Genomic DNA, 25,271 nt, shown 5'->3' on the forward strand with positions numbered 1-25,271 from the left:
GGCCTCCGCAAAGGTCCTCGGCGGGTCTACGTAGCGAAACAGGACAGGCCGGGCGCCACCTGATCCCCTTCATTTTGCCCCTAAACTCCGGGGTGCGCGAGGGGCTGGCCCCTCGCTCCGACGCTGGCCACAGGCCCGGCGTCAGACGAAAAAGCGGGCCGCCCGAAAGCGACCCGCTCCACCCCTCCCCGTACCCGGACGCCCGCGCGCCCGGATCGATCGGCACGTCACAGCGCCCGGATCGACGGGCGACGCCACTTCGCCGCCGGTTCGATCATCACCTCGTGCAGCGCCCAGACCAGCGCGTCCACGCGGTCGGGGCTGCCCTTGCCCTCGTAGCCGCGCATGGTCATGCGGCACATCTGCTCCTCGAGCCGCTGCAACCCCCGGCAATGCAGCACGCGCCCTTGCTCATACAGCGCCGCCACCGGCTCGGCCCGGGCCGATTTCCCGCGCGAGGCATGGACCAGTTTCACCGGGCACAGCGGGTCGACCTGGCGGATCACCGCCTCGACCATGTCGCCGCCCTGGTTGGCCTCGGCCACCAGCTTCTCCGCGCCCCAATGCTCCATCACCCGGATCGCGCGCGACGCCCAGGTCGCGGGCGAGGCCGCGCCGATGCTGGCGTCTTCCAGCACGTAGGCGCGCCAGTCCTGCACCGGCCCCTTCATCACCACCCCCACGGCGACGATGCCGCATTCGTCCGACACGGCCGTCCCACGCGCCGCCGGGTCCACGGCGACCACCACCCGGTCGAACTCCGGCAACTCCTCGACCCGCGCCGCCTCGAGCCCCTCCAGCGACCAGAGCGCCCCTTCGGCATCCTCCAGCAGCACGCCGTCCAGCTCCTGCCGTCCCAGCCGCGTATCGGCGTAGCGGGCGCGCACCTCGGCCAGGAAGCTCTCGGCCAGGTTGGCGCGGTTGGCCTCGGTCGCAGCATGGGTCACCACGGTGCTCTCGGCCTTCAAGAGCGCCTTCAGCACGCCGACATTGCGCGGGGTCGTGGTTACGCATTGCCGGGGATGCTCGCCGAGACGCAGCGCGAATTGCAGCATGTCCCAAGTCTCCTGCCCCTTCTTCCACTTGGCCAGCTCGTCCACCCAGGCGGCATCGAACTGCGGCCCCCGCAGCCCCTCGGGATCGGCCGCGCTGAACGCCTGCGCCGTCGCCCCGTTCGGCCAGACCAGCCGCCGCTTGGTCGCCTCCCACTCGGGCCGCCGGTCGGGGGGCGAACAGGCCAAGATCCCGCTGTCGCCGAATATCATCACGTCGCGCACCTGGTCGTAGGTCTCGCCCACCAGCGCCATGCGCCGCGCCCGGCCGGGGTCGAGAGGCCGCGACCCCTCGACCATCCAGCGCACCCATTCGGCCCCGGCGCGGGTCTTGCCCGCGCCACGCCCGCCCAGGATCACCCAGGACCGCCAGTCGCCCTCGGGCGGCAACTGGTGGTTCAGCGCCCAGAAGTCGAAAAGATAGGGCAGCGCCGCCAGCTCTTCGTCTCCCAGATCGTCCAGGAACGCCTCACGGGTCGCCGCATCGGCGGAGGCGATCCAGGCGGCACCGGATTTCAGTGCGTGCGGCGTCGAGGTCGAGGGCATATCCCCCCCGCGCGACACCAGCGTCAGCTTTGCGTTGCTCGTCAATTCTGTTCTCCAGGATCAAAACCAACCGGATGAGCTCGCTGACCTGCCGCAGCGAGGCCTTCACCTCGGATACGCCCGCGACCTCCCCGGCGTGCAGCCTGTCGCGGTACTCTTGCCACTCTCCCCGTGTCTCGCGCAGTTGCAGCCGAAGCTCGTTTGCCTGTGCGCGCAGGTCTTCCGCGTCTGGCGACGCGACAGTATTCGTCATTTACCTGCCCCTGATCGTGCGTTGGTCTCCGCACGAGCCGCAGCCCCGTGTGTCCTGCCCGCTTTCCCCAAATCGGCCAGCCAGATCCGCGTCCTAGCCCGGGATCAAGATCGCATGTCGCGATTACCGACCTGTACCGACGCCGCGCAGATGCGGTAACCTTCTCTTAATCTTGATGGAAACCGGCCCTGGACACGCAAAACCCGGCCCCAACATGTGGGACCGGGTTCGAAATGAAGTGATTCACTTTTTGTTAGGCACAAGCACGCGCCGCGCCCCGCCCGTTGCGCCCTATTCGCGCGCAGCCTCCAGCGCGCGGTAGGCGGCGACGTTGCGATTGTGCTCGTCCAGCGTCGCGGCAAAATTGTGCCCGTCCGCCGGGTCCAGCGTCTTGGCGACAAAGAACAGGTAATCGGTCTGCGCCGGGTTCACCGCCGCCTCGATGCTCGCCCGGCCCGGGTTGGCGATGGGCGTCGGCGGCAGGCCAAAGATCACGTAGGTGTTCCACGGCGTCTCGGCGCGCAGCTCGCTTTGGCGGATGCCGCGACCCAGCAGGCCCACTCCTTGGGTGATCCCGTAGATCACCGTCGGGTCCGTCTGCAGCCGCATCCCCTGCTCCAGCCGGTTCTCGAAGACGCTGGCGACCATGCGCCGTTCTTCCGGCCCGCCGGTCTCCTTCTCGATGATCGAGGCCATGATCAGCGCCTCTTCGGGGCTCTCCAGCGGGATGCCCGGCGCGCGGTTCTCCCAGGCCTCGGCCAGGATCGCCGATTGCGCCGCCTGCATCCGCTCGATAACCGCGGCACGACTTTCGCCCACGCGGATCTCGTAGCTGTCGGGCGCCAGCGAACCTTCGACCGGCAGGCCCTCGACTTCGCCCTCAAGCACATCCGCCGCCTTCAGCCCCTCGACCACCTGCCACGAGGTCACGCCCTCGGCCATGGCGATGCGATAGCGGGTGTCGGGCTGGGCGCGCACGGCCTCGTAGGCCGCCGGCACCTCGTCAACGCCCGGCTCGAATTCCGCCCGCTCGACAAAGCGTTGCGTGGCCGGGTCCAGCTCGCGCACCTGCACCTCGGCGCGGGCGATGCCGATGCGGTAGACCACTTCGGTGCCGCAGGTGCTGGCGCCGCCCCGGGTCACGATGTCGACGATTTGCTCCATCGACGCGCCCTCGGGCACGAGGAAGGCGCCGGCCTTCAGCTGCGATGTCTTCTCGGTGTAATCCGCGCCGATCCGGAACAGCCGGGCCGAGGTGATGGCCCCGTCGGACTGCAACGTGTCACTGACCCGGCTCATGTTCGACCCGCGCTCGACCCGCAGGCACATCGCCTCGGTCAAAGGGCCCTCGGCGGTGTATTCGGTCTTGCCCCACATCACCACGCCCGCGACCAAAAAGATCGCGACGATGAGGAAGGTCACCGCGTTGGACGCGATGGATTTCCACATGCGTTACACCTTCCCCATCAAGAGGCTCGCATTGGTCCCGCCAAAGCCAAAACTGTTCGACAGGGCCACCTTGACCTCGCGCTCCCGTTTCACGTTTGGGGCGAGGTCCAGCTTGGTGTCGACCGCAGGCGTGTCGAGGTTGATTGTCGGCGGCACCACCTGGTCGCGCAGTGCCAGGATCGAGAACACCGCCTCGATCGCGCCGGCCGCACCCAGCAGGTGCCCGGTCATCGACTTGGTCGAGGACATGGTCGCCTTGCCCGCCGCATCGCCCAGCAGGCGCTCCACCGCGCCCAGCTCGATCGTGTCGGCCATGGTCGAGGTGCCATGGGCATTGATGTAGTCGATGGCCGAGGGCTCCAGCCCCGCGTGCTTGAGCGCGGCGGTCATCGAGCGGCGCGCGCCGTCACCATCCTCGGCCGGGGCCGTGATGTGATAGGCGTCGCCGGACAACCCATAGCCAAGGATCTCGGCATAGATCTTTGCGCCGCGCGCCATCGCGTGTTCGTATTCTTCCAGCACGACCACGCCCGAGCCCTCGCCCATCACAAAGCCGTCGCGGTCCGCGTCATAGGGGCGGCTGGCGGCGGTGGGGTCGTCCTTGCGCTTGGTCGACAGCGCCTTGCAGGCGTTGAAGCCGGCGATCCCGATCTCGGAAATCGACGCCTCGGCCCCGCCCGCGATCATCACGTCGGCATCGCCGAACATGATCAGACGGCTGGCGTCGCCGATGGCATGGGCGCCGGTCGAACAGGCGGTCACCACCGCGTGGTTCGGGCCCTTGAAGCCGTACTTGATGCTCACCTGGCCCGAGATCAGGTTGATCAGCGCGCCGGGGATAAAGAACGGGGACACGCGGCGCGGACCCTTTTCCTTGATCAGGATCGCTGTGTCGGCGATCGAGTTCAGCCCGCCGATGCCTGAGCCGATCATCACGCCAGTGCGGCAGCGCGCCTCTTCATCCTCGGGCATCCAGCCGGAATCCTCGACCGCCTGCTGCGCGGCGGCCAGGCCGTACAGGATGAAATCGTCGACCTTGCGACGCTCCTTGGGCTGCATCCAGTCGTCGGCGTTGAAGGTGCCGTCGGTGCCGTCGCCGTGCTTGACCTCGCAGGCGTAATCGGTCGCCAGGTGGCTGGCATCGAACTGCTTGATCGTCGCCGCGCCGGACTGGCCGGCCAGCAGACGGGTCCAGGTTTCCTCAACGCCACAGGCCAGGGGGGTCACTAGCCCCAGACCGGTCACAACCACTCGCCGCATGGATCTGCCCTTTCCCCAATTCCGGTTCGTCCGGCCGCTCATACCCCGTGGGCGGACCCTTGGGCAAGCGATCAATCCGCTGTAACGCAGCAAGAAAACGCCCATCCCGGGGGCCGGGACAGGCGTTTCCTGCCGAGATGAACCGCGTTCAGGCGGCCTTAGCGCCGAATTCGCGGTGCAGGATGGTCTCTATCTCGTCCAGCGGGGAATTGGTGAGGTCCTTGTCAAGTTCACCGACGACCTTCGACGCGACCTCCTTGTGCCAGGTCTTGCGCAGGTCCCCCAGCACCCGCGGCGCGGCCACCACGATCAAGCGGTTCAGGTCGCCCCGGTGGGCCATGCGGAACAGCATGTCCGACAGGTCCGAGGCGAACCGCTCCTTTTCCAGCGCGTGCCAATCGGTCTCCTGCACGGCCGAGCGCTGCACCGAGGGGCCGTCGTTGAACCGCCCCGGCCGGTCGGTCCCCTGCGCGCGGTCCGGCGGATTGTCCTGCTCCTCCTTGCGCAGCACCTCGAGATGCGGGTCCTGCGCGTCGGTCAGGTTGGTGAGCAGCAGCGCCTTTTCGCCATCGGCGATCAGCACCGTGGTTCCATTGGTCAGTTCTGCCATGGTCTCCTCCTTCTGCGGGCTTTGGGCCCGTCTTGGAAAACGCTTGGGGCCGGCACCGGGTTCCCGGCACCGGCCCCGAGGGGATCGTCACGGCGGGCGTTACGAGCCCTGGACGATCACCCAGACGTGGCCATCGGCGGTGGAGCGCACGGCCAGCACGTCGTCAGTGTCGTAGCCATCGGCCTCGACGGCGGTCTGCAGCGCGGCATTGGCTTCCACGGCGGCGCGCAGCGCGTCCCCGTCGGTGTTGCGGGCAATGGCGTTTTCCAGCGCGGTCACGTTGCCCGAGGCTTTCAGCTTGTCGATCTCGACGGTCGAGACCATGACGTCCTCGCCGATCTGTTCGACATCGGCCGCAGCGTCGCCGCCGGTGTTCAGCTCGGCGATGATCTGGCCATAGCGGTCGGAACTGCCGCCCATGTTGCCCGATGCGTTGCCCGAAGCCTTGCCGTCGGCGGTCACGGTGGCGTCTCCCATGTCGCTGTCGACCTCGGTGTCCGAGGCGACATCGGTGTCGACGCTCAGGCTGCCGTCTTCGGCCGTGACGCCGGTGCTGACGCCAGCGTCGGTGCTGACCGTGGTGTCACCGGCGGTGACAGACAGGCCGCCATCGGCATCGACGCCGAGCGATCCGTCGCCGGCCAGGGCCGAGGTCGACAGGGCGGCGGTCAGAAGGCCTGCAAGGCCAAGGGCTTTGATCTGGGTGGACATGAGAGTCTCTCCTTTCTCTCTGCGCGTCGGGCCCGGCTCTTCCGTGCCCGTCGGGAAGACAACAGGCCGGCGGCAGGGAAGTTTCCGGTCCGGCGCCGCGACGCCGGATCTGGCCGATCTCCGCCCATTCCCCGGGGGAACGCGGTGCGGATTTCCGCCAATCGACTGGAAACGCGGTGAAAATCGCCCCGCCCCATGGAACCGCCAACGAAAAGGGCGCGGATGTTGCCATCCGCGCCCCGATCTCATGCCCCCTAAGGGACCGCCGCTCACATGCGCGAGGCGACGTTTTCCCAGTTGACCAGCTTGTCGAGGAAGTTGGTCAGGTAGGCCGGGCGCTTGTTGCGGAAGTCGATGTAGTAGGAATGCTCCCACACGTCGCAGCCCAGCAGCGCGGTCTGGCCAAAGCACAGCGGGTTGACGCCGTTCTCGGTCTTGGTGACCTTGAGCGAGCCGTCGGTGTCCTTGACCAACCAGGCCCAGCCCGAGCCGAACTGACCGGCGCCGGCGGCCGAGAAGTCTTCCTTGAACTTGTCGACCGACCCGAAGGCCTCGGTCAGCGCCTTCTCCAGCTCGCCCGGCATCTTGCTTTCGCCCGGGCCCATCATTTCCCAGAACTGGTTGTGGTTCCAGAGCTGGCTGATGTTGTTGAAGATGCCCGACTGCGCCACGGCCGACTTGTCGTAGGTGCCCGTGATGATGTCTTCCATCGACTTGCCGTCCCACTCGGTGCCGGCGATCAGCTTGTTGCCGTTGTCGACATAGGCCTTGTGGTGCAGGTCATGGTGGTATTCCAGCGTTTCCTTGGACATGCCAAGATCGGCCAGCGCGTCATGCGCATACGGAAGATCGGGAAGTTCGAAAGCCATTTTTGGGCCCCCTTTCCTGTGTTGCTTCGGGTTGTCCTAGATGTGAACCAACAGCCGCCGAGGTCAAGGTGCAATTGGCCCGCCGGGGCCGAGGATTTCTCAACGCCCCGATGTGCGGCATATCACAGGCGCTCAGCCGCGCAGCTTCGGCTCCCCGGTGACGCGCGCGCACTTGCCATCGCGGTAAAACGCGTTCTGGTAACCCGAGGCGCGCACGTTCATCGACAGCGTGCCCGACGCCTTCTGGATGACGAGGCCATAGCGCATGGCCGGCGCCTTCTGGCCCAGCGAATCCTCGATCCGGTCCAGCAGGAACTCGCCCTTGAGCACCTTGTCGGTGTTCTTGTTCACCTTGAACGGCACCGGCCCGCCCATGAACCCCAACGCCGCCGCGTTGGCCGCCACTGCCCGGCCCGAGTCGTCATCGACCCCGACAAAGACCTCTGTGCCGAACCAGTCCTGCGGGTTGGGCTGGTTCATCTTGCACAGCCAGTTCTCGGCCAGCGCTGGCGCGGCCGAGACGCAAAGCGCCAGGGCAAGTGTAATAAGCTTCATCGAAAAAAGTCCCTCCGGTCCCGTGTGGTCGGGGTCAAGCCTAGACCGGCCAAACGGGAAAGGACAGGTGCCCGCCATCAAGGCGCGACGCTGTGACCCGGGAATCACGTCAGCTTCTGCCGCGCGCCGGCACAACGACCGACCGGAACGTTGAGGGACCGCCTGCAAACATCGGCGGGTACTTCCCGCATGACGCCGCGCCAGACTCGATACCGTCCCACCTACACTTTACCCAAAAGGCGCGACACGGGCTGGTGGGTTGATTTTTTGATCATAACAACTTTTTGGTGAGTCATGCAACAAATGCTCGCCTGACGCTGCGGAAATTATTCTCTTGACCGGCGAAGCGGCCGCAGGCTTCCCCAACGTCAGGTGCAGTCAACTTATGCACATTGGCCCCGGCCGTCCTGTCCGATGGCGCCGGAACGCTGCGACGGATCGGCCTCGCAGACCAAGGCCCGGTTTCGCCAGGCGGGCTTGCCCCGTTCCTCGCTGCCTGCCCGGGTAACTCCGGGACGCTGCACGGCAATTCCGGCACATCCCGGCAGCCAGGCGCAGCGGCCCTGCCCCTTCGCCCGGGCCCGGGCGGTGTCGCCCCTGCCCGGCTTTTGTCCACGCATTTATCCACAGCACCGCCAGGCCCGGATACACGAATGCCGCCCCCGAACGGGAGCGGCATGGAGTCCTGTCAGGCCCTTGGTTTACTGGCCGTCGTCAACCGGGGCGGCTTGCTGGCCCGAAGGCTCGGCACTGGCGCCATCAGCCGGCGCGGCCTCGTCCGTCTGGATGGTGATCGTGGTGCTGTCGCCTTCGCCGGCGCCGGTGGCCGAGCCGCCGGTGGTGTCGACCGAGGTGCTGGCAAAGATCCAGATCGCCACCAGCGCGATGACGACGATGATGCCCATGAAGAACGCGCCGAGGTTACCCGACGACCGTTCACGCGGTTCACGTTCGATGTAGACGTTGCGGTCTGCCATTTTTCTTCTCCGTTCCATGCTGTGTCTTGCCGGAAGAACGCGCGATCTTGCGTGACGGTTCCCTTCGGCCCGCGCCCCCGACCGGCGGATTTCCGCGCCGCCCGGCCCGGCCGCCGTGGTTGCGACATCCTTGCGCTCACGAGGATTTGCCCTTTTTCCGTGCCCGCCGCTGCGCTATCCCGCGATGACCTGAAGGGAAGACCGCATGAGTTTCTGGATCCTGGCCGCCGCCCTTGCCCTGGCCGTCGCCGCGCTGCTGGCGCGCGCCGCGCGTCAGGCCGCGCCGCCCCCTGCCGATGCCACCGCCTTTGACATCGGCGTCTACCGCGACCAGCTGGCCGAGGTGGACCGCGACGTGGCCCGCGGCGTGATCGGCGAAGGAGAAGCCGAGCGGATCCGCACCGAGATCAAACGCCGCATCCTGGCCGCCGATACCCAGCGGGTCGGTGCCGATGGCGGCGCGCAGCGCCGCGGCAGCCTTGTCGGCACGCTGATGATGGGGGCCGTGGTGGTCGGCGGCGGCCTTGGCCTCTACGGCTGGCTCGGCGCGCCGGGCGTGCCCGACCAGGGGCTGGCCGCGCGCAAGGCGCAAGCCGCCGAACGGCGCGAAACCCGTCCCAGCCAGGCCGAGGCCGAAGCCGAGATGCCCACCCGTCCCGCCGCCGAGATCGACCCGCAATATGCCGAGCTGATGGATCAGCTGCGCGCCACCGTCGTCGCCCGCCCCGGCGAGGTGCAGGGCCTCGAGCTGCTGGCCCGGAACGAGGCGAACCTGGGCAATTTCGCCGCCGCCTATGCCGCGCAGGAGCAGCTGATCGCGGCGCGGGGCGACGACGCCACCGCGCAGGACTACGCGGACCTGGCCGAGCTCAAGATCCTCGCCGCCGGTGGCTATGTCTCGCCCGAGGCCGAAGAGGCGCTGCGCCAGGCGCTGCTGCGCGACAACCGCAACGGCATCGCGCAGTATTACAGCGGGCTGATGATGGCGCAGATCGGCCGGCCCGACGTCGGCTTCCGCCTCTGGTCGGGCCTGCTGCGCGCCAGCCAGCCGGATGACGCCTGGGTGCCGCCGATCCGCGGCCAGATCGAAGGCCTGGCCGAGTTGGCGGGCGTGCGCTACACCCTGCCCCCGCTCGAAGACAGCACCGCCCCCGGCCCCAGCCAGGCCGACATCGAGGCCGCCGGCGACATGACCGACGCCGAACGCCAGGACATGATCCGCGGCATGGTCGCCCGCCTGTCGGACCGCCTGGCCAACGAAGGCGGCAGCCCCGAGGAATGGGCCCGGCTGATCGGCGCCTACGGCGTGCTGGGCGAGACCGAGCGCGCCCGCGCGATCTGGGAAGAGGCCCGGCTGGTCTTTGGCCAGAACCCCGAGGCGATGGCGCTCATCACCGAGGCCGGCCGCAGCGCGGGGGTCGCCGAATGATCCTGGAAACGGCAGAAGACTTTGTTGCCGCCCTGCCCCGGCACGGCGCGCTGGCCGGGCTCGACCTTGGCACCAAGACCATCGGCGTGGCGGTGTCGGACGGGATGCGCTCGGTCGCCACGCCGCTCACGACCATCAAGCGCAAGAAGTTCACCGAGGACGCGCAGGCGCTCGAGGCGATCCTGTCGGCGCGCGCCATCGCCGGGCTCGTGCTGGGCCTGCCGCGCAACATGGACGGCTCGGAGGGGCCGCGCTGCCAGTCGACCCGCGCCTTTGCCCGCAACATGGAACGGCGCCTGCCCGAGATACCGATCACCTACTGGGACGAACGGCTCTCGACTGTCGCCGCCGAACGCGCCCTTCTCGAGGCAGACACCAGCCGCGCCCGCCGGGCCGAGGTGATCGACCACGTCGCCGCCGGCTACATCCTGCAGGGCCTGCTGGACCGTATGGGCCATATCGGGGGCGCGGCATGAGCGACGAAGTCTGGAAGCGCACCGAGATCGAAAGCCCCTGCATCAAGGTCTGTGTGGTCCATCCCGAGACGCGCACCTGCACCGGCTGCCTGCGCACCATCGACGAGATCGGCCGTTGGTCGCGCATGACCCCCGACGAACGGCGCGTCATCATGGATGCCCTGCCCGCCCGTTCTGCCGCAATGACCCGGCGCCGCGGCGGCCGGGCCGCCCGGCTCAAGAGGTGAGGCGATTTCAACCCATCGTTGCGTGATTTACGTTTGGTGCCTATCACATTTTCATGATCCGTTATCGCGCCCCCAAACCGGAAGAGCTGCCCGCCGCCTCGGCCCTGTGCCGGGCGTCCAAGGCGTCCTGGGGCTATGACGCGGCGTTCATGGACGCCTGCCGCGAGGCGCTGACCCTGCACCCGGAGGACCTGGACACCGACCCGACCCTTGCCGCCTTCGACGGCGACCGCATGGTCGGCCTGGTGCAGGTCGCGGGCGACGGGGACTCCGTCTGGCTGGAAAAACTCTTCGTCGCCCCGGACCGCATGGGCCGCGGCATCGGCCGGCGGTTGTTCCATTGGGCGCTGCTGGCCGCCACCCGGCTTGGTGCCGGCCCGCTGATCGTCGATGCCGACCCCGGCGCCGTGCCCTTCTACACCGCCATGGGCTGCCGCCTCGTGGGCGAGGCGCCCTCGGACGCCATCCCCGGCCGCATGTTGCCCCGCCTCGCCCGCGACCTGCCGGACCTGCCGCGCGCCTGATCCCTGCTGCCGCCCCTGCGCAGCCGCGGCCACCCGCCGCCGGCCCTGCCGTCATGCAAAATTCATTTGGACGCGGGGCGCGATACGTTTAGAATACCGGAAACAGAGTTTCGGACTTTCCGAAAGACGGTCAATGCAAGGGACCAAAGAATGAGCAAGGCACCCAACGTTCACGACGCCGAACCCATCCCCGCCGAGGCGCGGGCCGAGATCGAGCGCCTGCTGCAAACGGGCGACCTGTTCCGCTACAACGCCCCGGCCGATGCGCCGGTCTCGCTGCTGGAACGCGAGTTTGCCGAACTGATGGGCGTGAAATACGCGCTGGCCGTGGCGTCGTGCTCGGCCGCGCTGTTCCTGTCGCTCAAGGCGCTGGACCTGCCGCGCGGCGCGCGGGTGATGATCCCGGCCTTCACCTTCGCCGCCGTGCCCTCGTCGATCGTCCATGCGGACTGCGTGCCCGTGCTCTGCGAGGTCGGTGAGGATTATCGCATCGACATCAAGGACTTCGAGGCTAAACTGACCGGCGTCGATGCGGTCATGGTCAGCCATATGCGCGGCCATACGTCCGACATGGACGCGATCATGGCGCTCGCCGCCCAGGCCGGCGTCCCGGTGGTCGAGGACGCGGCGCACAGCCTTGGCACCACTTGGCACGGCCGCAAGATCGGCACCCTGGGCCGCATCGGCTGCTTCAGCTTCCAAAGCTACAAGCTGGTGAACGCGGGCGAAGGCGGCATCCTGATCTCGGACGATCCCGACCTGATCGCGCGCGCCGTCATCATGTCGGGCGCCTATGAGCACGCCTGGAAAAAGCACCTGCCCCATGGCGACAACACGGGCGAGCTGAAGGCCGCCTTCGACCGTTGGCAGAACAAGCTGCCGCTCTATAACCAGCGCCTGTCGAACCTGTCGGCCGCCGTGATCCGCCCGCAACTGCCCAAGGTGGCCGAGCGGGTGATCCGTGGCCGCGCCAACCACGACCACGTGGCGGCGATCCTGAACGATAGCCCCTGGATGCAGGTCCCGGCCAAGCTGGCACCCGAGGACCGCGCGCCGGATTCGATCCAGTTCAACCTGGTCGGCATGGATACCGGCCAGCGCGCCGCCTTTGCCGAGGCAGCGGCGGCCGAAGGCGTGAAAGTGCAGATCTTCGGCATGAGCCAGGACAATGCCCGCGCCTTCTGGAACTGGCATTTCCTGCCCGAACAGGTCGAGCTGCCGCGCACCCGCGCCATGCTGATGAACGCCTGCGACGTCCGCCTTCCGGCGCGGCTGACGCGGGAAGACTGCGACCTCGTCGCCGGGATCCTCACCCGGGCGGCGGAAACCGCCATGACACCGAACCGCGCCTTCGGCACCTGACGCCGGGGCGTGCCGACCGCGCGCCAAAGACTCAACTACGGGCCACCCACTCACGGAACGGGCCCCGGGCGCAGTGTCGGACAGGCAGGACCGCGGTCGGACCCGCGGTCCTGCCACCGACGGGGCGGCCCGGGGCCTGGTCAGACCAGTCGCAGGGATTCGTCGAGAAACGGATAGGCCGCGCGGGCCGGACGGACGATCACCTCGTCCACGATACCGCGCAATTGGCCAGCCACCGTGCCCGGCATTGTCTTGAGCACATCACGCCGTGCAATCAGCGAAATGGTCCGCTCGAGCGGGGCGAAGGGCAGCGGGTAGACGTCGATCTCGGCCGCGAAGCGGCGCGCGCGCATCAGCGCCAGAGGAGTCAGGATGGTCCAGCCCGCCCCTGCCGCGACCAGCGCCAGGATCGCGTGGTAACTGTCTATTTCGAAACGATGATCCACGGTCAGGTTCTGCCGCGCCAGGTGATCGGCGATCAGCCGGCCCATGTGATGGCGCTGGGTGTATTGCACCAGCGGCAGGCGCTTGAGCGCCGACGGCAGATCGGTGCCCGCGCCGTCCAGACCGCGCGGCACGGCCACGACGAAGCCTTCGACCATGACCGGATGCACCTCCATCCAGTCGGCGGGCGCGCCCATCTCGGCCGCGACGATCACGTCGAGCGCGCGGGCGTCCAGCTGGTCCTGCAGGAAATGGCTCGCCCCGGTTTCCAGCAGGAACTGGCAGCCCCGCAGCTCTTCCGACAGGCGCGAGAGCAGGCGGGGGGTCACGTCGGCCTCGAAATCCTCGATCATGCCCAGCCGCATCCGGGTGAGATAGGACATGTCCGGGGCCGAGAGCTCGAGCCGCGCCTGTTCGGCCTCGTTCAGGATGGTCTGGGCGCGGCGGCGGAACATCTCTCCGGCCGGGGTCAGCACCATGGGGCGCTGGTCGCGGTCCAGCAGCTCGGCCGAGAGGGCGGCCTCGAGGTTGCTCACCTGCTGGCTGACCGCGCTGGGGCTGGCGCCAAGGCGGCGCGCAGCGGCCGAGACAGAGCGTTCCTCGGCCACGGCCACGAAGACCTCGATATGCCAGAGCGTGATGCGGCCCGCACCGGAGGGCACGTCAGTTGCCCAGTTTGCTCAGCTTGTTCTGAAGATCCGCCAGCTGCTTCTTGATGTCGTCAAGGTCCTCGGCGCCCTTGCTCGCCGGCGCCCCGCCCTCGCGCTCGGGCATGGAAGTGCCCGACTTGGCCGCGCCCCAGGCCGCCTGCATAGCGTTCATGAAGGCCTCCTGCTGGACGCGCAGCGCCTCGAAGCCGGGTTTGGCGATGGGGTTCATGGCACCCATCTTTTCCATCATCTGCCCCTGCCCGTCGCGCAACATGTCGAAGGACATGGCCAGGAACTGCGGCACCACGCTGGTGGCCTGGTTGGTGTAGCTGCGCACGAGGTCATTCAGCACGGCCACCGGCAGCACGTTCTCGCCGCGGCTCTCGTGCTCGGCGATGATCTGCAGCAGGTACTGACGGGTCAGGTCGTCGCCGGACTTCAGGTCGACGATCTGCACCTCGCGGCCATCCCGGATGAACCCCGCGATGTCGTCGAGCGTCACGTAATCGCTGGTCTCGGTATTGTAGAGCCGGCGGCTCGCGTATCGCTTGATGAGAAGCGGTTTCTCCGTCTCGGCCACGAGGAGCCCTCCCAGGGTGAATGCAGCACTGCAGCAAAGCTTATGCGAGCGCAGCAGAAAAGGAAAGCCTCGTTCCGCGCGGGCAGAAAGACCCTACGGCTACGCATGGTTACCCGCCGCTTGGCGCCACGCCGGCACCCGGAAGAAGAAACTTCTGACGAAGTTTCTTCGGGCCCCCCGGCCCCCATCACGGCGCTGGCTGGTGAAAAATCTTCGTCAGAAGATTTTTCGGACCGCGGTCCGGGGACAAAGAAAAAGGGCAGGCTCCGGGGAGAGCCTGCCCAAAATCCGCTGCGCGTATCAGGGAGGGAGGAGAGTGGCGCAGCGGACCGCCTGTCCGGCGTCTTACTTCGCCGTGGCGGCGGCTTTCTTGGTCGCGGTGGTCACCTCGTCGGTGGCCTTCTTCATCGCGGCGGCCGCGTCGTCCTGGAAGGACTTGCCGGCCGACATCAGCAGCTCGACGGTGTCCATCTGGTACTTCTTGGCGACTTCCGCGAAGGCGGCCATGTTCTCGGCGGCGACTTCGGCCTGCGACGAGGCGAAATCGGTCATCGCCTTGGCGTAATCGGCCGGCTCGGCCTGCACCTTGGTCATTTCGGCCATCTTGGCGATGGTTTCCTTCGTCCACTTGGACGAGATCTCGGTGGTCTTCTCGGCGGCGCCCAGTGCGACACCGGCCAGCTTCTCGTTGAGAGCGGCGGTCGACTTGAAGCTGTCTTCCATCGCCGAGGTATCCACGGGGAATGCGCCCATCATGTCCTTGAAGAGCGTCGTCATGTCGGGGGCTGCTTGCTTGGTAGCCATGGTATCAGATCCTTTGCCTTCTGCTTTCACGATCCGCCGGGACCGCCCCGGCTCGTTTCTGCATCTGCAAACAATATGAATGCTGCAGCGCAGAAAATCAAGCCCGATTTCTGCGCTGCAGCAAAAAATTCACATTGGGGTTGTTTGAAATCAAACAGGCTCGCCCCAAGTCCCTGACAGGCCTCAGACCTCGGCCTTGACGCGCACGTAGGTGCCCGGTGCTTCGGCCAGCGGCGGGTGCGAATTGTCCCCCGGCATCCGCGCCTCGATCATCTTGCCCGAGCGCTTGGCCAGCCAGGTTTCCCAGCGTGGCCACCAGCTTTCGCCGTGGAACTCGGCCTGCGCCATCCAGTCGCCGTGGTCCAGCGTCAGGTCGTCGTTGGTGTAATGGCCGTACTTGTTGCGGCTGGGCGGGTTCACGATGCCGGCGATATGGCCCGACTGGCTGACGATGAAGGTCTTGTCCTTCGCCCCCATCTTCTGCACGCCGCGATAGCAGTCCTTCCAGGCCGCGATGTGGTCGGTTTCGCAGGTCACGGCAAAGAGCGGCACGTCCACGTCCTTGAGCTGCAGCGGCTCGCCGTCGAACAGGGTCATCCGCCCTTCGGCCAGGTCATTGCCCTGGCACAGGCGCCGCAGGTATTGCACCGCCATCTTGGCCGGCAGGTTCGACCCGTCGCCGTTCCAGTAGAGCAGGTCGAAGGCGGGCGGCGTCTGGCCCATCATGTAGCTGCGAATCGCCGGTCCGTAGACCAGGTCGTTGGCGCGCAGAAAGCTGAAGGTCCGCGCCATGATGTAGCTTTCCAGCACCCCCGATTTCCGCGCCTGCTCTTCCAGCGCATCGACGAAATCGTCGGTAAGGAAGGGCGTGAATTCGCCTTGGTCCGAGAAATCGGTCAGCGCGGTAAAGAAGGTGGCCGACTTGATCGACTTGTCCCCATGGGCCTTCATATGGGCCAGCGCCATGCTCAGCGTCGTGCCGGCGATGCAGTAGCCGACGACGTTGACCTGGCGGACGCGGCAGATGTCCTTCACCTCGCGGATCGCGGCTACGTAGCCTTCCTCGATGTATTCCTCGAGGCCGACATCGGCGTAGTCATGGTCGGGGTTGACCCAGGAGACGACGAACAGCGTGTAGCCCTGCTCGGTGATCCAGCGGATCAGGCTGTTCTCCTTCTTGAGATCCATGATGTAGAACTTGTTGATCCAGGGCGGGAAGATGATCAGCGGCGTCTCGTGGACCTTCTCGGTCGTGGGCTGGTACTGGATCAGCTCCATCATCCGGTTGCGGTAGACCACCTTTCCGGGCGCCGTGGCGATGTTCTCGCCCAGCTCGAAGGCGGTGTCGTCGGCCAGCTTGACCACCAGCTCGCCCTCGTTCGCCTCGAGGTCGGCCACCAGCCGTTCGAGCCCGTCGACCAGGCTCTGACCCTCGGTCTCGACCGCCTTTTCCAGCGCCTCGGGGTTGGTGCCAAGGTAGTTGGTCGGCGCCATCATGTCCGAGATCTGGCGGGTGAAATACCGCAGGCGCCGCTGTTCGAGCGGGCTCAGCCCCTCGGCATCCTCGACCGCCTGGTCGAGCGCGCGCGCATTGATCTGGTACTGCTGCTTGATGAAGTTGAAATAGGGGTTCGTATCCCAAAGCGGATGGGCAAAGCGCCGGTCGGACGGGCCGGTATCCTCGGGCGCGGAGAACTTGCCCTGGGCCAGCACATGCTGCGCTGCAACGAAATGCTTCATCGTCTCGCCCCAGTACTGCACCTGGTGTTCCAGCACGCGGGCCGGGTCCTGCAGCATCTCGGACCAGTAGGATGCGGCGGCCTTGGCCCAAAGTTCCTGATTCGGAGCGGCAAGACCGGGATGGACCTGTTTCTTGTGAGACATGACATGCATGAGTCGCCGTGACAGTTCATCGACTCGGGCAAGATTGGCGTTCAGGCGCTCCATATTGTCCAGTTGGCCATCCTGCTTTGTTGTCATATTCATGGTTTCGTCCTAAGCTTTCTGCTATGCAGCATTAACTGCGCCCTGGCGTTCGGGGCAAAGCGACCAATTGACCTAAGGTCACCACGGGCACCCGCCCCGCGCCGTGATCGAGCAGGAGACAGGTGACCATGCGCCACATGATGAGCTACGACTTGATGGAGACGATGCGCAACACCAACCAGTGGTTGGGCGCCTCTGCCAAGTCGCTCGCGTCCTACCCGGCGTTCGCGCTGATGCCAAACCCCGCGCTGCAATGGATGCGTGCCTGGGGCGAGGTGACCGAACGCTCGTTCGAGCGGATGGTCGTCAAGCCCGACTGGGGCATCGACAGCGTCACATGCGAGGATGGCAAGGACCACGTGGTGCAGATCCGCACCGAGATGAAGGGCGATTTCGGCGACCTCATCCATTTCGACGTGTCCGGCCGGGACGACAAGCCGCGCAAGATCCTGCTTGTTGCGCCCATGTCCGGGCATTACGCCACCCTCCTCCGGTCGACGGTCAAGTCGCTGATTCCCGACTGTGAAGTGTATATCACGGACTGGCACAACGCCCGAGACATTCCTGTCTCGGCAGGGAAGTTCGACGTCGAGGACTATACGCTCTACCTCGTCGATTACATGCGGCACCTCGGCCCCGAGACCCATGTGATCGCCGTCTGCCAGCCCGCGCCGCTGACCCTGGCGGCAACGGCTTACCTGGCCGAGGAAGACCCCGAGGCGCAGCCGGCCTCTCTCACGCTGATCGGCGGGCCGATCGACCCCGACGCCACCCCGACCGAGGTGACGGACTTTGGTCGCCGCGTGACCATGGGCCAGCTCGAGGAAACCATGATCCAGCGGGTCGGCTTCAAGTACAAGGGCGTCGGCCGCTCGGTCTACCCCGGGCTGCTTCAGCTGACATCCTTCATGTCGATGAACGCCGACCGCCATTCGGCCGCCTTCAACGAACAGATCATGCGGGTCGCGCGCGGCGAGGCGTCGGACCACGACGCCCACAACAAGTTCTACGACGAATACCTCGCCGTGATGGACATGACCTCCGAATTCTACCTCTCGACGGTCGAGCGGATCTTCAAGAAATGCGAGATCGCCAAGAACACCTTTGTCGTGGACGGCAAGAAGGTGGATATCGGCAAGATCACCGACGTGGCTGTCAAGACAGTCGAGGGCGCGAATGACGACATCTCGGCCCCCGGCCAATGCGTCGCGGCGCTGGGGCTCTGCACCGGCCTCGACGACTCGAAAAAGGCCAGCCACCTGGAACCGGGGGCGGGCCATTACGGCATCTTCGCCGGCCGGTCGTGGCGCGACAACATCCGCCCGCTGGTGCTGGAATTCATCGACCAGAACAGCCGCAAGCCCGGTGGCAAGAAGACCGCCAGCAAGCCCGTCGCGGCAGAGTGACCTTGAACGGGGCGCGGCGCCGTGGATGACCTCGCGCTCCTCGTTGATCTGCATATCGGCAATGACCGGCAGGGGCCGGGCAGCGATGCGATGACACGCCGCGCCCTGTCGCTGGCCGGTCTGTCCCCTGATCCGTCCCTGCGCGTGGCCGATATCGGCTGCGGTACCGGCGCCGCAAGCCTCGTGCTGGCGCGCGATCTGGGCTGCCCGGTGACGGCGGTGGATTTTCTTCCACAGTTCCTCGCGCGCCTTGCCGACCGCGCCCGCGCCGCCGGCCTCGCGGACCGCATCACGCCCCTCGCGGCATCGATGGAGGCGCTGCCCTTCGCCCCCGAAAGCCTCGACCTGATCTGGTCCGAAGGCGCGATCTACAACATGGGTTTCACCTCCGGCATCACCGAATGGCGCGGTTTCCTGCGCCCCGGCGGCGTGCTCGCCGTCTCGGAACTGACCTGGCTCACCCAGGACCGCCCCGCCGCGCTCGAGGCCCACTGGACCGCGCAATATGCCGAGGTCGCCCCGGCCTCGGCCAAGATCGCGGCGCTGGAGGCGGCGGGCTACCGGCTGCTGGGCTACTTCCCCCTGCCCCGCGACGCCTGGATGGCGCAATACTACGACCCTCTGCAACGCGGCATGGCCGACTTCCTCGCCCGCCATGACAGCGAGGCCGCCCGGCAGATCGCCAAGGCAGAGGCCGCCGAGATCGCGCTTTACGAGGCGAACGCCGCCCATGTCGGCTACGGCTTCTACGTGGCGCAGCGCCTCTAGCGTCGCAGCCGCCGCCACAATGGCCGCAGGTCCAGCGCCGCCACGACCACGCCCAGCGGAATCATCCAGAAGCCGAGCACCGGCAGGAACCCGAAAACGCCCCCCAGCATCAACAGCAGCCCGACCACCAGTCGCAGCCCCGGCGGCACATGCCGTTTGACCCAGTACCGCCCCCGCGCCAAAGCGCGCCTGTAGCGCCTCTTCAGCCCTGCCGCCCTGCGTCTCGATCCGTTCTCACCTTGCATGACGGCCAGATAGTCACCCCAACGGCCCCTTCCCAGCCCCATCCCCCTTCATCTTGCCAGAAATATCCCGGGGAGCGCGAGGCGCTGGCCCCCCGACATGTTAGTGCCGCGCTGCTGGCGCGCGGGGCTGGAACCTCGCTTGCGACATGGCCGCGCCACGGCGCGGGCGCCTTCGGCGAGAGTATTTTCAGAGAAATGAAAAGGGGCACCCGATCCCCTTTCACCTTGCCACTAAACTCCGGGGGACTCCGCCAAAGGCGGAGGGGGGCTGGCCCCCTGCCCGGCCTCAGCCCGCGGGCCGGCCCGCCTTGGCGTAGACCATGTCGATCATCGCCTGCGTCCCCTTGGAGAATTCCAGGGGGTTCGGCCAGGCCGCGCCATCCAGGACCGACCGGTTGAACGCCTCGACCTGCAACACGTAGTGGTTCACCCCCGGGAAGCGCCGCACCAATGTCTCGTGCCCCGGCCGATGCAGTTCGACCTGCGCCTCGCCAAAGACATTGGCGTTGAAGGGGACGCAGACCCGCACGCGACCGGTTTCGCCCTGGAAGGTCATCTCCTGCCGCGGCGCCATGCGCATGGAGTTCACCGCCGAATAGCGGAAGGACGGGAAGCGCGCGGTCACGTGGCTCCAGACATCCACCCCGTCTTCCCAAGCCAGGTCGGCATGGAGGATCTCTTCGGGCTCCTGCCCGGTCACGAACCGCGTGCAGCCGTAGGTATAGACGCCGATGTCGGGGATCGCGCCGCCACCCTTGCTGGCGTCGTTGCGGATGTTCCCGCGGTCCTCGGCGTTGTTGTAGGAAAAGACCCCGTCGACCTGCACCAGCGGGCCGATCTCTCCGGCGGCGATCCAGGCCTTGGCTTGCGCCCATTGCGGGTGGTGCACGATCATGTAGGCCTCGCCCACCACCAGCCCGCTGGCATCGCGCGCCGCGATCAACTGGTCGAATTGCGCAGCCTCCATGCACATCGGCTTTTCGCAAAGCACATGCTTGCCCGCCGCGATCGCCTTGAGCGACCAGTCGACATGCAGGTGGTTCGGCAGCGGCAGGTAGACCGCGTCGATCCCGGGGTCGGCCAGCACCGCGTCGTAATCGGTGCAGATCTCGACACCCGGGGCCATGTCTTCGAAAAAAGCGCCCTTCTCGGCCGAGGAGGTCCCGACCGCCGCCAGCCGCCCCCGCGCGGCGGCGTGAATCGCCGGCCCCATGTGATCGCGCGCAAACTTGCCCGCCCCGAGTATCGCCCAGTTCACGTGATTGGCCATTGCGCCCTCCTGTTCCCGTCTCGCCGTGAACGCTAACAGCGCCTGCGGGCGATGGCCATGGCAGACGCGAAAAAGCCGCCGGGGCGACAGCCCCGACGGCTCCACTCGAACCGACTCGTACCCTTCCCTTAATCGCTACCAACCAACACCCGGTATCACGCCTCGGTCAGCATGCCGCGTTCGCCGGCCAGCTCGCGCATGCGCGCCTGCAGTTTTTCGAAGGCGCGCACCTCGATCTGGCGGATCCTCTCGCGGCTGACGTCGTATTGCGACGACAGGTCCTCAAGCGTCACCGGCTTGTCGGCAAGGCGGCGCTGGACAAGGATGTCCTTCTCGCGCTCGTTCAGCACGTCCATCGCCTGGCCCAGCATCTCGCGCCGCGCCTCGAGCTCGTCGCGCGCCTCGTAATCGCCGGCCTGGTCCGCGCTTTCATCTTCGAGCCAGTCCTGCCATTGCATGGAGCTCTCGTCTTCGGACCCGATCGTGGCGTTGAGCGAGGCATCGCCGCCCGACATCCGCCGGTTCATCGAGATGACCTCGTCCTCGGTCACGCCGAGATCGGTCGCGATCCGCTTGACGTTCTCGGGGCGCAGGTCGCCTTCCTCCAGCGCGCCGATGCGGGCCTTGGCCTTGCGCAGGTTGAAGAACAGCTTCTTCTGCGCGCTCGTTGTGCCCAGTTTCACAAGGCTCCAGGACCGCAGGATGTATTCCTGGATCGAGGCGCGGATCCACCACATCGCGTAAGTGGCCAGGCGGAAGCCCTTTTCGGGGTCAAAGCGTTTCACCGCCTGCATCAGCCCCACGTTGGCTTCCGAGATCACCTCGGCCTGCGGCAGCCCGTAACCCCGATAGCCCATGGCGATCTTTGCGGCGAGGCGCAGGTGCGAAGTGACCATCCGGTGCGCGGCCTCGGTGTCCTGCTCCTCGACCCAGCGCTTGGCCAGCATGTATTCCTCTTCCGGCTCCAGCAGGGGGAATTTCCGGATTTCCTGCAAATAGCGGCTCAGACCGCCTTCCGGCGTCGGGGCCGGCAGATTTGCATAATTGCTCATGTCTCTCGTCCGTTTCTCGTATGTTTACGGCTTTAACATCTATTTGGGGAGCCGACGCCCCCCTTTCAAGATGTGTCTTTCATAAACACTAACGCACAGTGAAGCCGGTTCCGGCGCTCTCGACATGAAATTCACACAGTCGTGACGTCAGAGGGCGGCAAGCAACCGCCGCGCCTGCTTGAGGTGGGGAATATCAACCATCTTGCCGTCGATCCCGACCGTGCCAAGGCCCGGGTTCGACTCGAAGGCCGCGACGATGCGCCAGGCATGTGCGATCTCGTCCTCGGTCGGGGTGTAGCCCGCGTTGATGACGTCGACCTGCGCCGGGTGAATCGCCATGCGGCCGGAGAACCCGTCGCGGCGCCCGGCGCGGCAATCCTCGGCCAGGCCCGCGAGGTTGCGGAAATCGGCGTGGATCGTGTCGATGGCCGGCACCTCGGCCTGGGCGGCGGCGATCAGGGTCCAGGCCCGGGCCAGCCGGTACGGATCGGTCCACTGGCCCGTCGCGTCGCGGTTGGCGGTTGCGCCAAGGCAGGCCGACAGGTCCTCTGCCCCCCAGGTCAGCCCCGCCAGGCGTGGATGGGCCGGGGCATAGCTGCCAAGGCCGAACATGGCGGCCGGCGTCTCGGTGACGATGGGCAGGATCCTGACGTGACCGGCCGGCAGGTCGGCGGCTTGTTCGAGCGGGTCGATCATCGCGGCGGCCCGCGCCACGTCCGCCCCGCTTTCGCATTTCGGCAACATGATCCCGTCGAGCCCCGGTCGCACGGCGGCGGCGAGGTCGGCCTCGGTCATGCCTGTACCGAGCGGATTGACCCGGACCCAGAGCGACCCACCCCAGGCCCCCGCCCCGTCGATCCGTCCGGACAGGCCGGCGCGGGCGGCGTCCTTGGCGGCGGGCGCCACGGAATCCTCGAGATCGAGGATCAGCGCATCGGCCCCGCCTTCGCGCGCCTTGGCGAATTTCTTCTCCGAATCCGCGGGGACGAAGAGCATGGAGCGCAGTTTCATGCCGGGGCCTTCATCATCAGCGCGCCGCGGGTGGCCTGGCAGACCAGCGCGCCGCGCTGGTTGTAGGCCCGGTGGCAGAAGGTGACGATGCCTTGCGTCGGGCGGGACTTGGACGCGCGAACGGCCATGACCTCTGTCTCGGCCCGGATCGTGTCGCCGTGAAAGACCGCCGCGGGAAAGGTCACCTCCTGGAACCCGAGGTTGCCCACGGTCGTGCCCAGCGTCGTGTCATGCACGCTGATCCCCACCAGCAGCCCGAGGGTGAAGAGCGAGTTGACCAGCGGCTCGCCGAATTCCGTCCCCGCGCAATAGTCGAAATCGAGGTGGATCGCCGCCGGGTTCATGGTCATCGTGGTGAACATGACGTTGTCGGTCTCGGTCACCGTGCGGCGGATCGGGTGGGTGATCACCTCTCCGACCTCGAATTCTTCGAACCATTTGCCGGCCATCGGCGCCTCCCTCACTCTGCTTTGACTGATGGATAACGCGGAACCGGGGGGCTGTCTGCCCCCCGGACCCCCCGAAGGTATTTGTAAAACAATGAAGGAAGCGCGGTGCACCTTGTCTTCATTGTTTCTCAAATACCTCCGCCGGAGGCTCCCGTCCCCGGCCACGCATTCGTCGGCAGGGGGCGGACGTCGCCTTGCCACGCGCTGAACAAGAGCGCGCGGCAGCGCTCAATTTCGAAGGGACCGGGTCAGCCGAACATGTCCGAGGTGATGCCCGCGTACCAGCCCAGCGATTCCTCGTAAGTGGCCTTGCGCAGGGCCGCGTCTTCGCCGGTCTGGCTGACGAAGCTGGACACGGACGAGATCTTTTCGTCCGTCGCCTCGTAGGCCGCGCCGACCTTGACGCCGTCGTCGGTGTCGATCAGCGACCAGCAGGTGTTGGAATACTTGGCCGGGAAGACCTTGCTGCCGGTCAGTGCGCCGCGCACCGCCATGGCCGCGACTTTTGCCTGGCTGTTGGCCGAGAAGCCCGATTTCGGCATGTCGCCCTGGGCCGAGGCATCGCCGAGCACGAAGATGTTCTCTTCCGCGCGGGATTGCATCGTGTGCGGGTTGACCGGGGCCCAGTTGCCGTCGGTGACACCCGCGATCTCGCAGATGCGGCCGGCCTTCATCGCCGGGATCACGTTGCAGACGTCGACCTGTTCCACCGCGCCGTCGATGTCGATGGTCATGGCCATTGGGTCAACCGACACGTTGGTGCCGCCGAAATCCGGGCCGATGCGCTCGACCATGCCGGGGTAGTGCGCGCCCCAGCCTTCCTCGAAGAGCGCCTGCTTGGAGAATTTCTCCTTGGGGTCCACGATGAGGATCTTGGCGGTCGGGTTGATGCCCTTCAGCAGGTGCGCGACCATCGACACCCGCTCGTAGGGCCCGGGCGGGCAGCGATAGGGGTTGGGCGGGGCGATCATGGCAAAGGTGCCGCCCTCGGGCATCGCCTCGATCTGCGCGCGCAGGAGTTCGGATTGCGAGCCGGCCTTGTAGGCATGGGGCATGGCGTTCTGGGCCGAGATGTCCCAGCCCGGCACGGACCCGTCGACGAAGTCGATGCCCGGCGACAGGATCAGCCGGTCGTAGGGCAGCGTGGCGCCGCCCGCCAGCGACACGCTGCGCGCGTCGCGGTCCACGCCCACGGCCCAGTCGTGAACCACGTTCACGCCGTAGTCTGCCGCCAGCGTGCCATAGCTGTGCCCGATCGACGACAGCTCGCGGAAGCCGCCGAGGTAGAGGTTCGAGAAGAAGCATGTGTAATACATGCGCGTGGGCTCAACGAGGGTCACGTCGATCTCGCCCTGGCTGTCCTTGGCGATGTAGCGCGCGGCCGTGGCGCCCCCCGCGCCGCCGCCGATCACCACCACGCGTGCCCGACCATGGCTGGCCGCCTGCACCATCGGCGCCGCGAGCGTGGCCGCCGTGGCCCCCAGGAATCTGCGTCTGTTCAGTGTCATCTCGGGTCCTCCTCCCAGTTTGACGTGTCCTGAACCTCGTTCAATCGAGGTCCTGGAAATACGCGGCCAGCGCCGCGATCTCTTCGTCCGTCAGGCGGCCTGCCATCATCTGCATGACCGGGTGCGGGCGGATCTGCCGCTTGTAGGCATGCATGGCGACCACGAAATCCTCGGTCGGCCAGCGGGTGATCGACGGGATGCCGGCGTCGGAGCCATCGCTTTGGTGACAGGTCAGGCATTCCGAGGCGAGGTATGCGCCGTAGTCCCGGTCGCCCACGATGGCCAGCACCTCGGGCGGCAGGTCCACCTCGCGCGCGAAGGCCGAGGGCACCGCCTCGGGGATGTCGCGCGGGCTGTCCGAGAACTGCCGCAGGTAGGCCAGCACGTCGTGGCGGTCCTGTTCGTCCGGCAGGCCTCGGAAGGACATCCGCGTGCCGGTGATCAACGCCCTCGGGTTCTCGAGATAGGCGTCGAGCGTCCCCAGGTCCCAGGTCAGCCCGTCGGCCGAGGCGCGCTGCATCGCCTTGGAATAGGCAAAGCCCTCGTGCCGGCCGGCAGTCGCGCCGAAAATGCCGTTGAGATGCGGGCCGATGCGGTGCTGCGCCTCGGGCCCGACCTGGTGGCAACCCTTGCATTTCTGAAAAACGACAGCCCCGTCCTCCGGGTTGCCCTGCAATTCTGCAAGGGCGCCGGTGGCCGAGGCTGCAAGGCCCATAAAGGATGCAACGATGACCGCCCCAAGGCGGCGGGGTTCGGCTGCGCGCATACCTCCTCCTTCATGCGTGTCCGAAAACGAAA

27 protein-coding genes are annotated in these 25,271 nt (G+C 66.8%); 7 read left to right on the forward strand and 20 right to left on the reverse strand.

The genetic code is table 11. From position 1 onward, the window contains the following. Window positions 1–227: 227 nt before the first annotated feature. The 9 genes from MF270_RS02900 to MF270_RS02940 form a co-directional block, all read right to left on the reverse strand. Window positions 228–1,598, reverse strand: a complete 1,371-nt coding sequence (locus tag MF270_RS02900) for a DNA-packaging protein (RefSeq protein WP_238364364.1) — start codon at window positions 1,596–1,598, stop codon at window positions 228–230. Beyond that, window positions 1,522–1,851 (reverse strand): hypothetical protein, encoded by a 330-nt coding sequence (locus tag MF270_RS02905; protein ID WP_238364365.1) that lies wholly within the window; start codon window positions 1,849–1,851, stop codon window positions 1,522–1,524. The genes MF270_RS02900 and MF270_RS02905 overlap by 77 nt, the downstream gene beginning before the upstream one ends. A 291-nt stretch (window positions 1,852–2,142) precedes the next feature. Further along, complete coding sequence (gene mltG, locus MF270_RS02910) at window positions 2,143–3,300, reverse strand: endolytic transglycosylase MltG (RefSeq protein WP_238364366.1); 1,158 nt, start codon at window positions 3,298–3,300, stop codon at window positions 2,143–2,145. A gap of 3 nt (window positions 3,301–3,303) precedes the next feature. Next, complete coding sequence (gene fabF / locus MF270_RS02915; RefSeq protein ID WP_238364367.1) at window positions 3,304–4,560, reverse strand: beta-ketoacyl-ACP synthase II; 1,257 nt, start codon at window positions 4,558–4,560, stop codon at window positions 3,304–3,306. Between the two features lie 148 nt (window positions 4,561–4,708). Continuing rightward, window positions 4,709–5,170: a host attachment family protein gene (locus MF270_RS02920; RefSeq protein WP_238364368.1), complete on the reverse strand. Its 462-nt coding sequence runs from the start codon at window positions 5,168–5,170 to the stop codon at window positions 4,709–4,711. Between the two features lie 99 nt (window positions 5,171–5,269). Further along, the gene (locus tag MF270_RS02925) at window positions 5,270–5,881 is read right to left on the reverse strand and encodes a hypothetical protein (protein ID WP_238364369.1); all 612 of its coding nucleotides are present in this window, start codon (window positions 5,879–5,881) and stop codon (window positions 5,270–5,272) included. A gap of 269 nt (window positions 5,882–6,150) precedes the next feature. Then, a complete protein-coding gene (locus MF270_RS02930) occupies window positions 6,151–6,750 on the reverse strand; it encodes a superoxide dismutase (protein ID WP_238364370.1) in 600 nt (199 codons plus the stop codon). A 132-nt stretch (window positions 6,751–6,882) separates the two neighbouring features. Next, window positions 6,883–7,305, reverse strand: a complete 423-nt coding sequence (locus MF270_RS02935; RefSeq protein WP_238364371.1) for a hypothetical protein — start codon at window positions 7,303–7,305, stop codon at window positions 6,883–6,885. A 701-nt stretch (window positions 7,306–8,006) separates the two neighbouring features. Further along, window positions 8,007–8,282: a hypothetical protein gene (locus MF270_RS02940; RefSeq protein WP_238364372.1), complete on the reverse strand. Its 276-nt coding sequence runs from the start codon at window positions 8,280–8,282 to the stop codon at window positions 8,007–8,009. A 205-nt stretch (window positions 8,283–8,487) separates the two neighbouring features. Here MF270_RS02940 and ccmI point away from each other — a divergent pair, with 205 nt between their 5' ends. From ccmI to MF270_RS02965, 5 genes are all read left to right on the forward strand, one after another. Continuing rightward, the gene (gene ccmI, locus MF270_RS02945; protein ID WP_238364373.1) at window positions 8,488–9,711 is read left to right on the forward strand and encodes a c-type cytochrome biogenesis protein CcmI; all 1,224 of its coding nucleotides are present in this window, start codon (window positions 8,488–8,490) and stop codon (window positions 9,709–9,711) included. Next, window positions 9,708–10,187, forward strand: coding sequence for a Holliday junction resolvase RuvX (gene ruvX / locus MF270_RS02950; RefSeq protein WP_238364374.1), 480 nt, complete (start codon window positions 9,708–9,710; stop codon window positions 10,185–10,187). Before ccmI ends, ruvX begins: the two co-directional genes overlap by 4 nt. Further along, window positions 10,184–10,414 carry a DUF1289 domain-containing protein gene (locus MF270_RS02955; protein WP_238364375.1) on the forward strand — a complete coding sequence of 77 codons (231 nt, stop codon included), beginning with the start codon at window positions 10,184–10,186 and terminating at the stop codon, window positions 10,412–10,414. The genes ruvX and MF270_RS02955 overlap by 4 nt, the downstream gene beginning before the upstream one ends. A 53-nt stretch (window positions 10,415–10,467) precedes the next feature. After that, complete coding sequence (locus tag MF270_RS02960) at window positions 10,468–10,938, forward strand: GNAT family N-acetyltransferase (RefSeq protein WP_238364376.1); 471 nt, start codon at window positions 10,468–10,470, stop codon at window positions 10,936–10,938. Between the two features lie 150 nt (window positions 10,939–11,088). Further along, window positions 11,089–12,300, forward strand: a complete 1,212-nt coding sequence (locus MF270_RS02965; protein WP_238364377.1) for a DegT/DnrJ/EryC1/StrS family aminotransferase — start codon at window positions 11,089–11,091, stop codon at window positions 12,298–12,300. Window positions 12,301–12,440: 140 nt separating this feature from the next. On the opposite strand, the gene MF270_RS02970 is transcribed toward MF270_RS02965, so the two are convergent. The 4 genes from MF270_RS02970 to MF270_RS02985 form a co-directional block, all read right to left on the reverse strand. Next, the gene (locus MF270_RS02970; protein ID WP_238364378.1) at window positions 12,441–13,406 is read right to left on the reverse strand and encodes a LysR family transcriptional regulator; all 966 of its coding nucleotides are present in this window, start codon (window positions 13,404–13,406) and stop codon (window positions 12,441–12,443) included. A 1-nt stretch (window position 13,407) separates the two neighbouring features. Further along, window positions 13,408–13,974 (reverse strand): polyhydroxyalkanoate synthesis repressor PhaR, encoded by a 567-nt coding sequence (gene phaR, locus MF270_RS02975; RefSeq protein WP_238364379.1) that lies wholly within the window; start codon window positions 13,972–13,974, stop codon window positions 13,408–13,410. Window positions 13,975–14,319: 345 nt separating this feature from the next. Continuing rightward, window positions 14,320–14,778 (reverse strand): phasin, PhaP, encoded by a 459-nt coding sequence (locus MF270_RS02980; protein ID WP_238364380.1) that lies wholly within the window; start codon window positions 14,776–14,778, stop codon window positions 14,320–14,322. Window positions 14,779–14,961: 183 nt separating this feature from the next. Beyond that, window positions 14,962–16,758, reverse strand: a complete 1,797-nt coding sequence (locus MF270_RS02985) for a PHA/PHB synthase family protein (RefSeq protein WP_238364816.1) — start codon at window positions 16,756–16,758, stop codon at window positions 14,962–14,964. A gap of 134 nt (window positions 16,759–16,892) precedes the next feature. On the opposite strand from MF270_RS02985, the gene phaZ reads away from it, so the two are divergent. Together phaZ and MF270_RS02995 are read left to right on the forward strand one after the other, a co-directional pair. Then, window positions 16,893–18,170, forward strand: a complete 1,278-nt coding sequence (gene phaZ / locus MF270_RS02990) for a polyhydroxyalkanoate depolymerase (protein WP_238364381.1) — start codon at window positions 16,893–16,895, stop codon at window positions 18,168–18,170. Window positions 18,171–18,191: 21 nt separating this feature from the next. Next, entirely contained in the window at window positions 18,192–18,938 is a 747-nt protein-coding gene (locus MF270_RS02995) for a class I SAM-dependent methyltransferase (RefSeq protein ID WP_238364382.1), read from the forward strand. Here MF270_RS02995 and MF270_RS03000 read toward each other — a convergent pair. From MF270_RS03000 to MF270_RS03030, 7 genes are all read right to left on the reverse strand, one after another. After that, on the reverse strand, window positions 18,935–19,183 hold the full coding sequence (locus tag MF270_RS03000; RefSeq protein WP_238364383.1) for a hypothetical protein: 249 nt from the start codon (window positions 19,181–19,183) through the stop codon (window positions 18,935–18,937). The two genes, MF270_RS02995 and MF270_RS03000, sit on opposite strands and share 4 nt — an antisense overlap. 286 nt (window positions 19,184–19,469) lie before the next feature. Further along, window positions 19,470–20,453, reverse strand: coding sequence for a Gfo/Idh/MocA family protein (locus tag MF270_RS03005; protein WP_238364384.1), 984 nt, complete (start codon window positions 20,451–20,453; stop codon window positions 19,470–19,472). A gap of 155 nt (window positions 20,454–20,608) precedes the next feature. Then, window positions 20,609–21,505: an RNA polymerase sigma factor RpoH gene (gene rpoH, locus MF270_RS03010; RefSeq protein ID WP_238364385.1), complete on the reverse strand. Its 897-nt coding sequence runs from the start codon at window positions 21,503–21,505 to the stop codon at window positions 20,609–20,611. A gap of 147 nt (window positions 21,506–21,652) precedes the next feature. Then, the gene (locus tag MF270_RS03015) at window positions 21,653–22,516 is read right to left on the reverse strand and encodes an HpcH/HpaI aldolase/citrate lyase family protein (RefSeq protein WP_238364386.1); all 864 of its coding nucleotides are present in this window, start codon (window positions 22,514–22,516) and stop codon (window positions 21,653–21,655) included. Then, window positions 22,513–22,965, reverse strand: coding sequence for a MaoC family dehydratase (locus MF270_RS03020; RefSeq protein WP_238364387.1), 453 nt, complete (start codon window positions 22,963–22,965; stop codon window positions 22,513–22,515). The genes MF270_RS03015 and MF270_RS03020 overlap by 4 nt, the downstream gene beginning before the upstream one ends. A gap of 248 nt (window positions 22,966–23,213) precedes the next feature. Then, window positions 23,214–24,473: an NAD(P)/FAD-dependent oxidoreductase gene (locus tag MF270_RS03025; RefSeq protein WP_238364388.1), complete on the reverse strand. Its 1,260-nt coding sequence runs from the start codon at window positions 24,471–24,473 to the stop codon at window positions 23,214–23,216. A 40-nt stretch (window positions 24,474–24,513) separates the two neighbouring features. Next, on the reverse strand, window positions 24,514–25,239 hold the full coding sequence (locus tag MF270_RS03030; RefSeq protein WP_238364389.1) for a c-type cytochrome: 726 nt from the start codon (window positions 25,237–25,239) through the stop codon (window positions 24,514–24,516). Between the last annotated feature and the right edge of the window lie 32 nt (window positions 25,240–25,271).

Source organism: Mesobacterium pallidum (assembly GCF_019966535.1).
Taxonomy (GTDB): Bacteria; Pseudomonadota; Alphaproteobacteria; order Rhodobacterales; family Rhodobacteraceae; genus Mesobacterium; species Mesobacterium pallidum.

Coding starts and splice junctions, on each gene's coding strand:
- MF270_RS02900 (WP_238364364.1), bottom strand. CDS start 1,598: ATGCCCTCGACCTCGACGCCGCACGCACTGAAATCCGGTGCCGCCTGG.
- MF270_RS02905 (WP_238364365.1), bottom strand. CDS start 1,851: ATGACGAATACTGTCGCGTCGCCAGACGCGGAAGACCTGCGCGCACAG.
- mltG (WP_238364366.1), bottom strand. CDS start 3,300: ATGTGGAAATCCATCGCGTCCAACGCGGTGACCTTCCTCATCGTCGCG.
- fabF (WP_238364367.1), bottom strand. CDS start 4,560: ATGCGGCGAGTGGTTGTGACCGGTCTGGGGCTAGTGACCCCCCTGGCC.
- MF270_RS02920 (WP_238364368.1), bottom strand. CDS start 5,170: ATGGCAGAACTGACCAATGGAACCACGGTGCTGATCGCCGATGGCGAA.
- MF270_RS02925 (WP_238364369.1), bottom strand. CDS start 5,881: ATGTCCACCCAGATCAAAGCCCTTGGCCTTGCAGGCCTTCTGACCGCC.
- MF270_RS02930 (WP_238364370.1), bottom strand. CDS start 6,750: ATGGCTTTCGAACTTCCCGATCTTCCGTATGCGCATGACGCGCTGGCC.
- MF270_RS02935 (WP_238364371.1), bottom strand. CDS start 7,305: ATGAAGCTTATTACACTTGCCCTGGCGCTTTGCGTCTCGGCCGCGCCA.
- MF270_RS02940 (WP_238364372.1), bottom strand. CDS start 8,282: ATGGCAGACCGCAACGTCTACATCGAACGTGAACCGCGTGAACGGTCG.
- ccmI (WP_238364373.1), top strand. CDS start 8,488: ATGAGTTTCTGGATCCTGGCCGCCGCCCTTGCCCTGGCCGTCGCCGCG.
- ruvX (WP_238364374.1), top strand. CDS start 9,708: ATGATCCTGGAAACGGCAGAAGACTTTGTTGCCGCCCTGCCCCGGCAC.
- MF270_RS02955 (WP_238364375.1), top strand. CDS start 10,184: ATGAGCGACGAAGTCTGGAAGCGCACCGAGATCGAAAGCCCCTGCATC.
- MF270_RS02960 (WP_238364376.1), top strand. CDS start 10,468: ATGATCCGTTATCGCGCCCCCAAACCGGAAGAGCTGCCCGCCGCCTCG.
- MF270_RS02965 (WP_238364377.1), top strand. CDS start 11,089: ATGAGCAAGGCACCCAACGTTCACGACGCCGAACCCATCCCCGCCGAG.
- MF270_RS02980 (WP_238364380.1), bottom strand. CDS start 14,778: ATGGCTACCAAGCAAGCAGCCCCCGACATGACGACGCTCTTCAAGGAC.
- MF270_RS02985 (WP_238364816.1), bottom strand. CDS start 16,758: ATGACAACAAAGCAGGATGGCCAACTGGACAATATGGAGCGCCTGAAC.
- phaZ (WP_238364381.1), top strand. CDS start 16,893: ATGCGCCACATGATGAGCTACGACTTGATGGAGACGATGCGCAACACC.
- MF270_RS03000 (WP_238364383.1), bottom strand. CDS start 19,183: ATGCAAGGTGAGAACGGATCGAGACGCAGGGCGGCAGGGCTGAAGAGG.
- MF270_RS03005 (WP_238364384.1), bottom strand. CDS start 20,453: ATGGCCAATCACGTGAACTGGGCGATACTCGGGGCGGGCAAGTTTGCG.
- rpoH (WP_238364385.1), bottom strand. CDS start 21,505: ATGAGCAATTATGCAAATCTGCCGGCCCCGACGCCGGAAGGCGGTCTG.
- MF270_RS03015 (WP_238364386.1), bottom strand. CDS start 22,516: ATGAAACTGCGCTCCATGCTCTTCGTCCCCGCGGATTCGGAGAAGAAA.
- MF270_RS03020 (WP_238364387.1), bottom strand. CDS start 22,965: ATGGCCGGCAAATGGTTCGAAGAATTCGAGGTCGGAGAGGTGATCACC.
- MF270_RS03025 (WP_238364388.1), bottom strand. CDS start 24,473: ATGACACTGAACAGACGCAGATTCCTGGGGGCCACGGCGGCCACGCTC.
- MF270_RS03030 (WP_238364389.1), bottom strand. CDS start 25,239: ATGCGCGCAGCCGAACCCCGCCGCCTTGGGGCGGTCATCGTTGCATCC.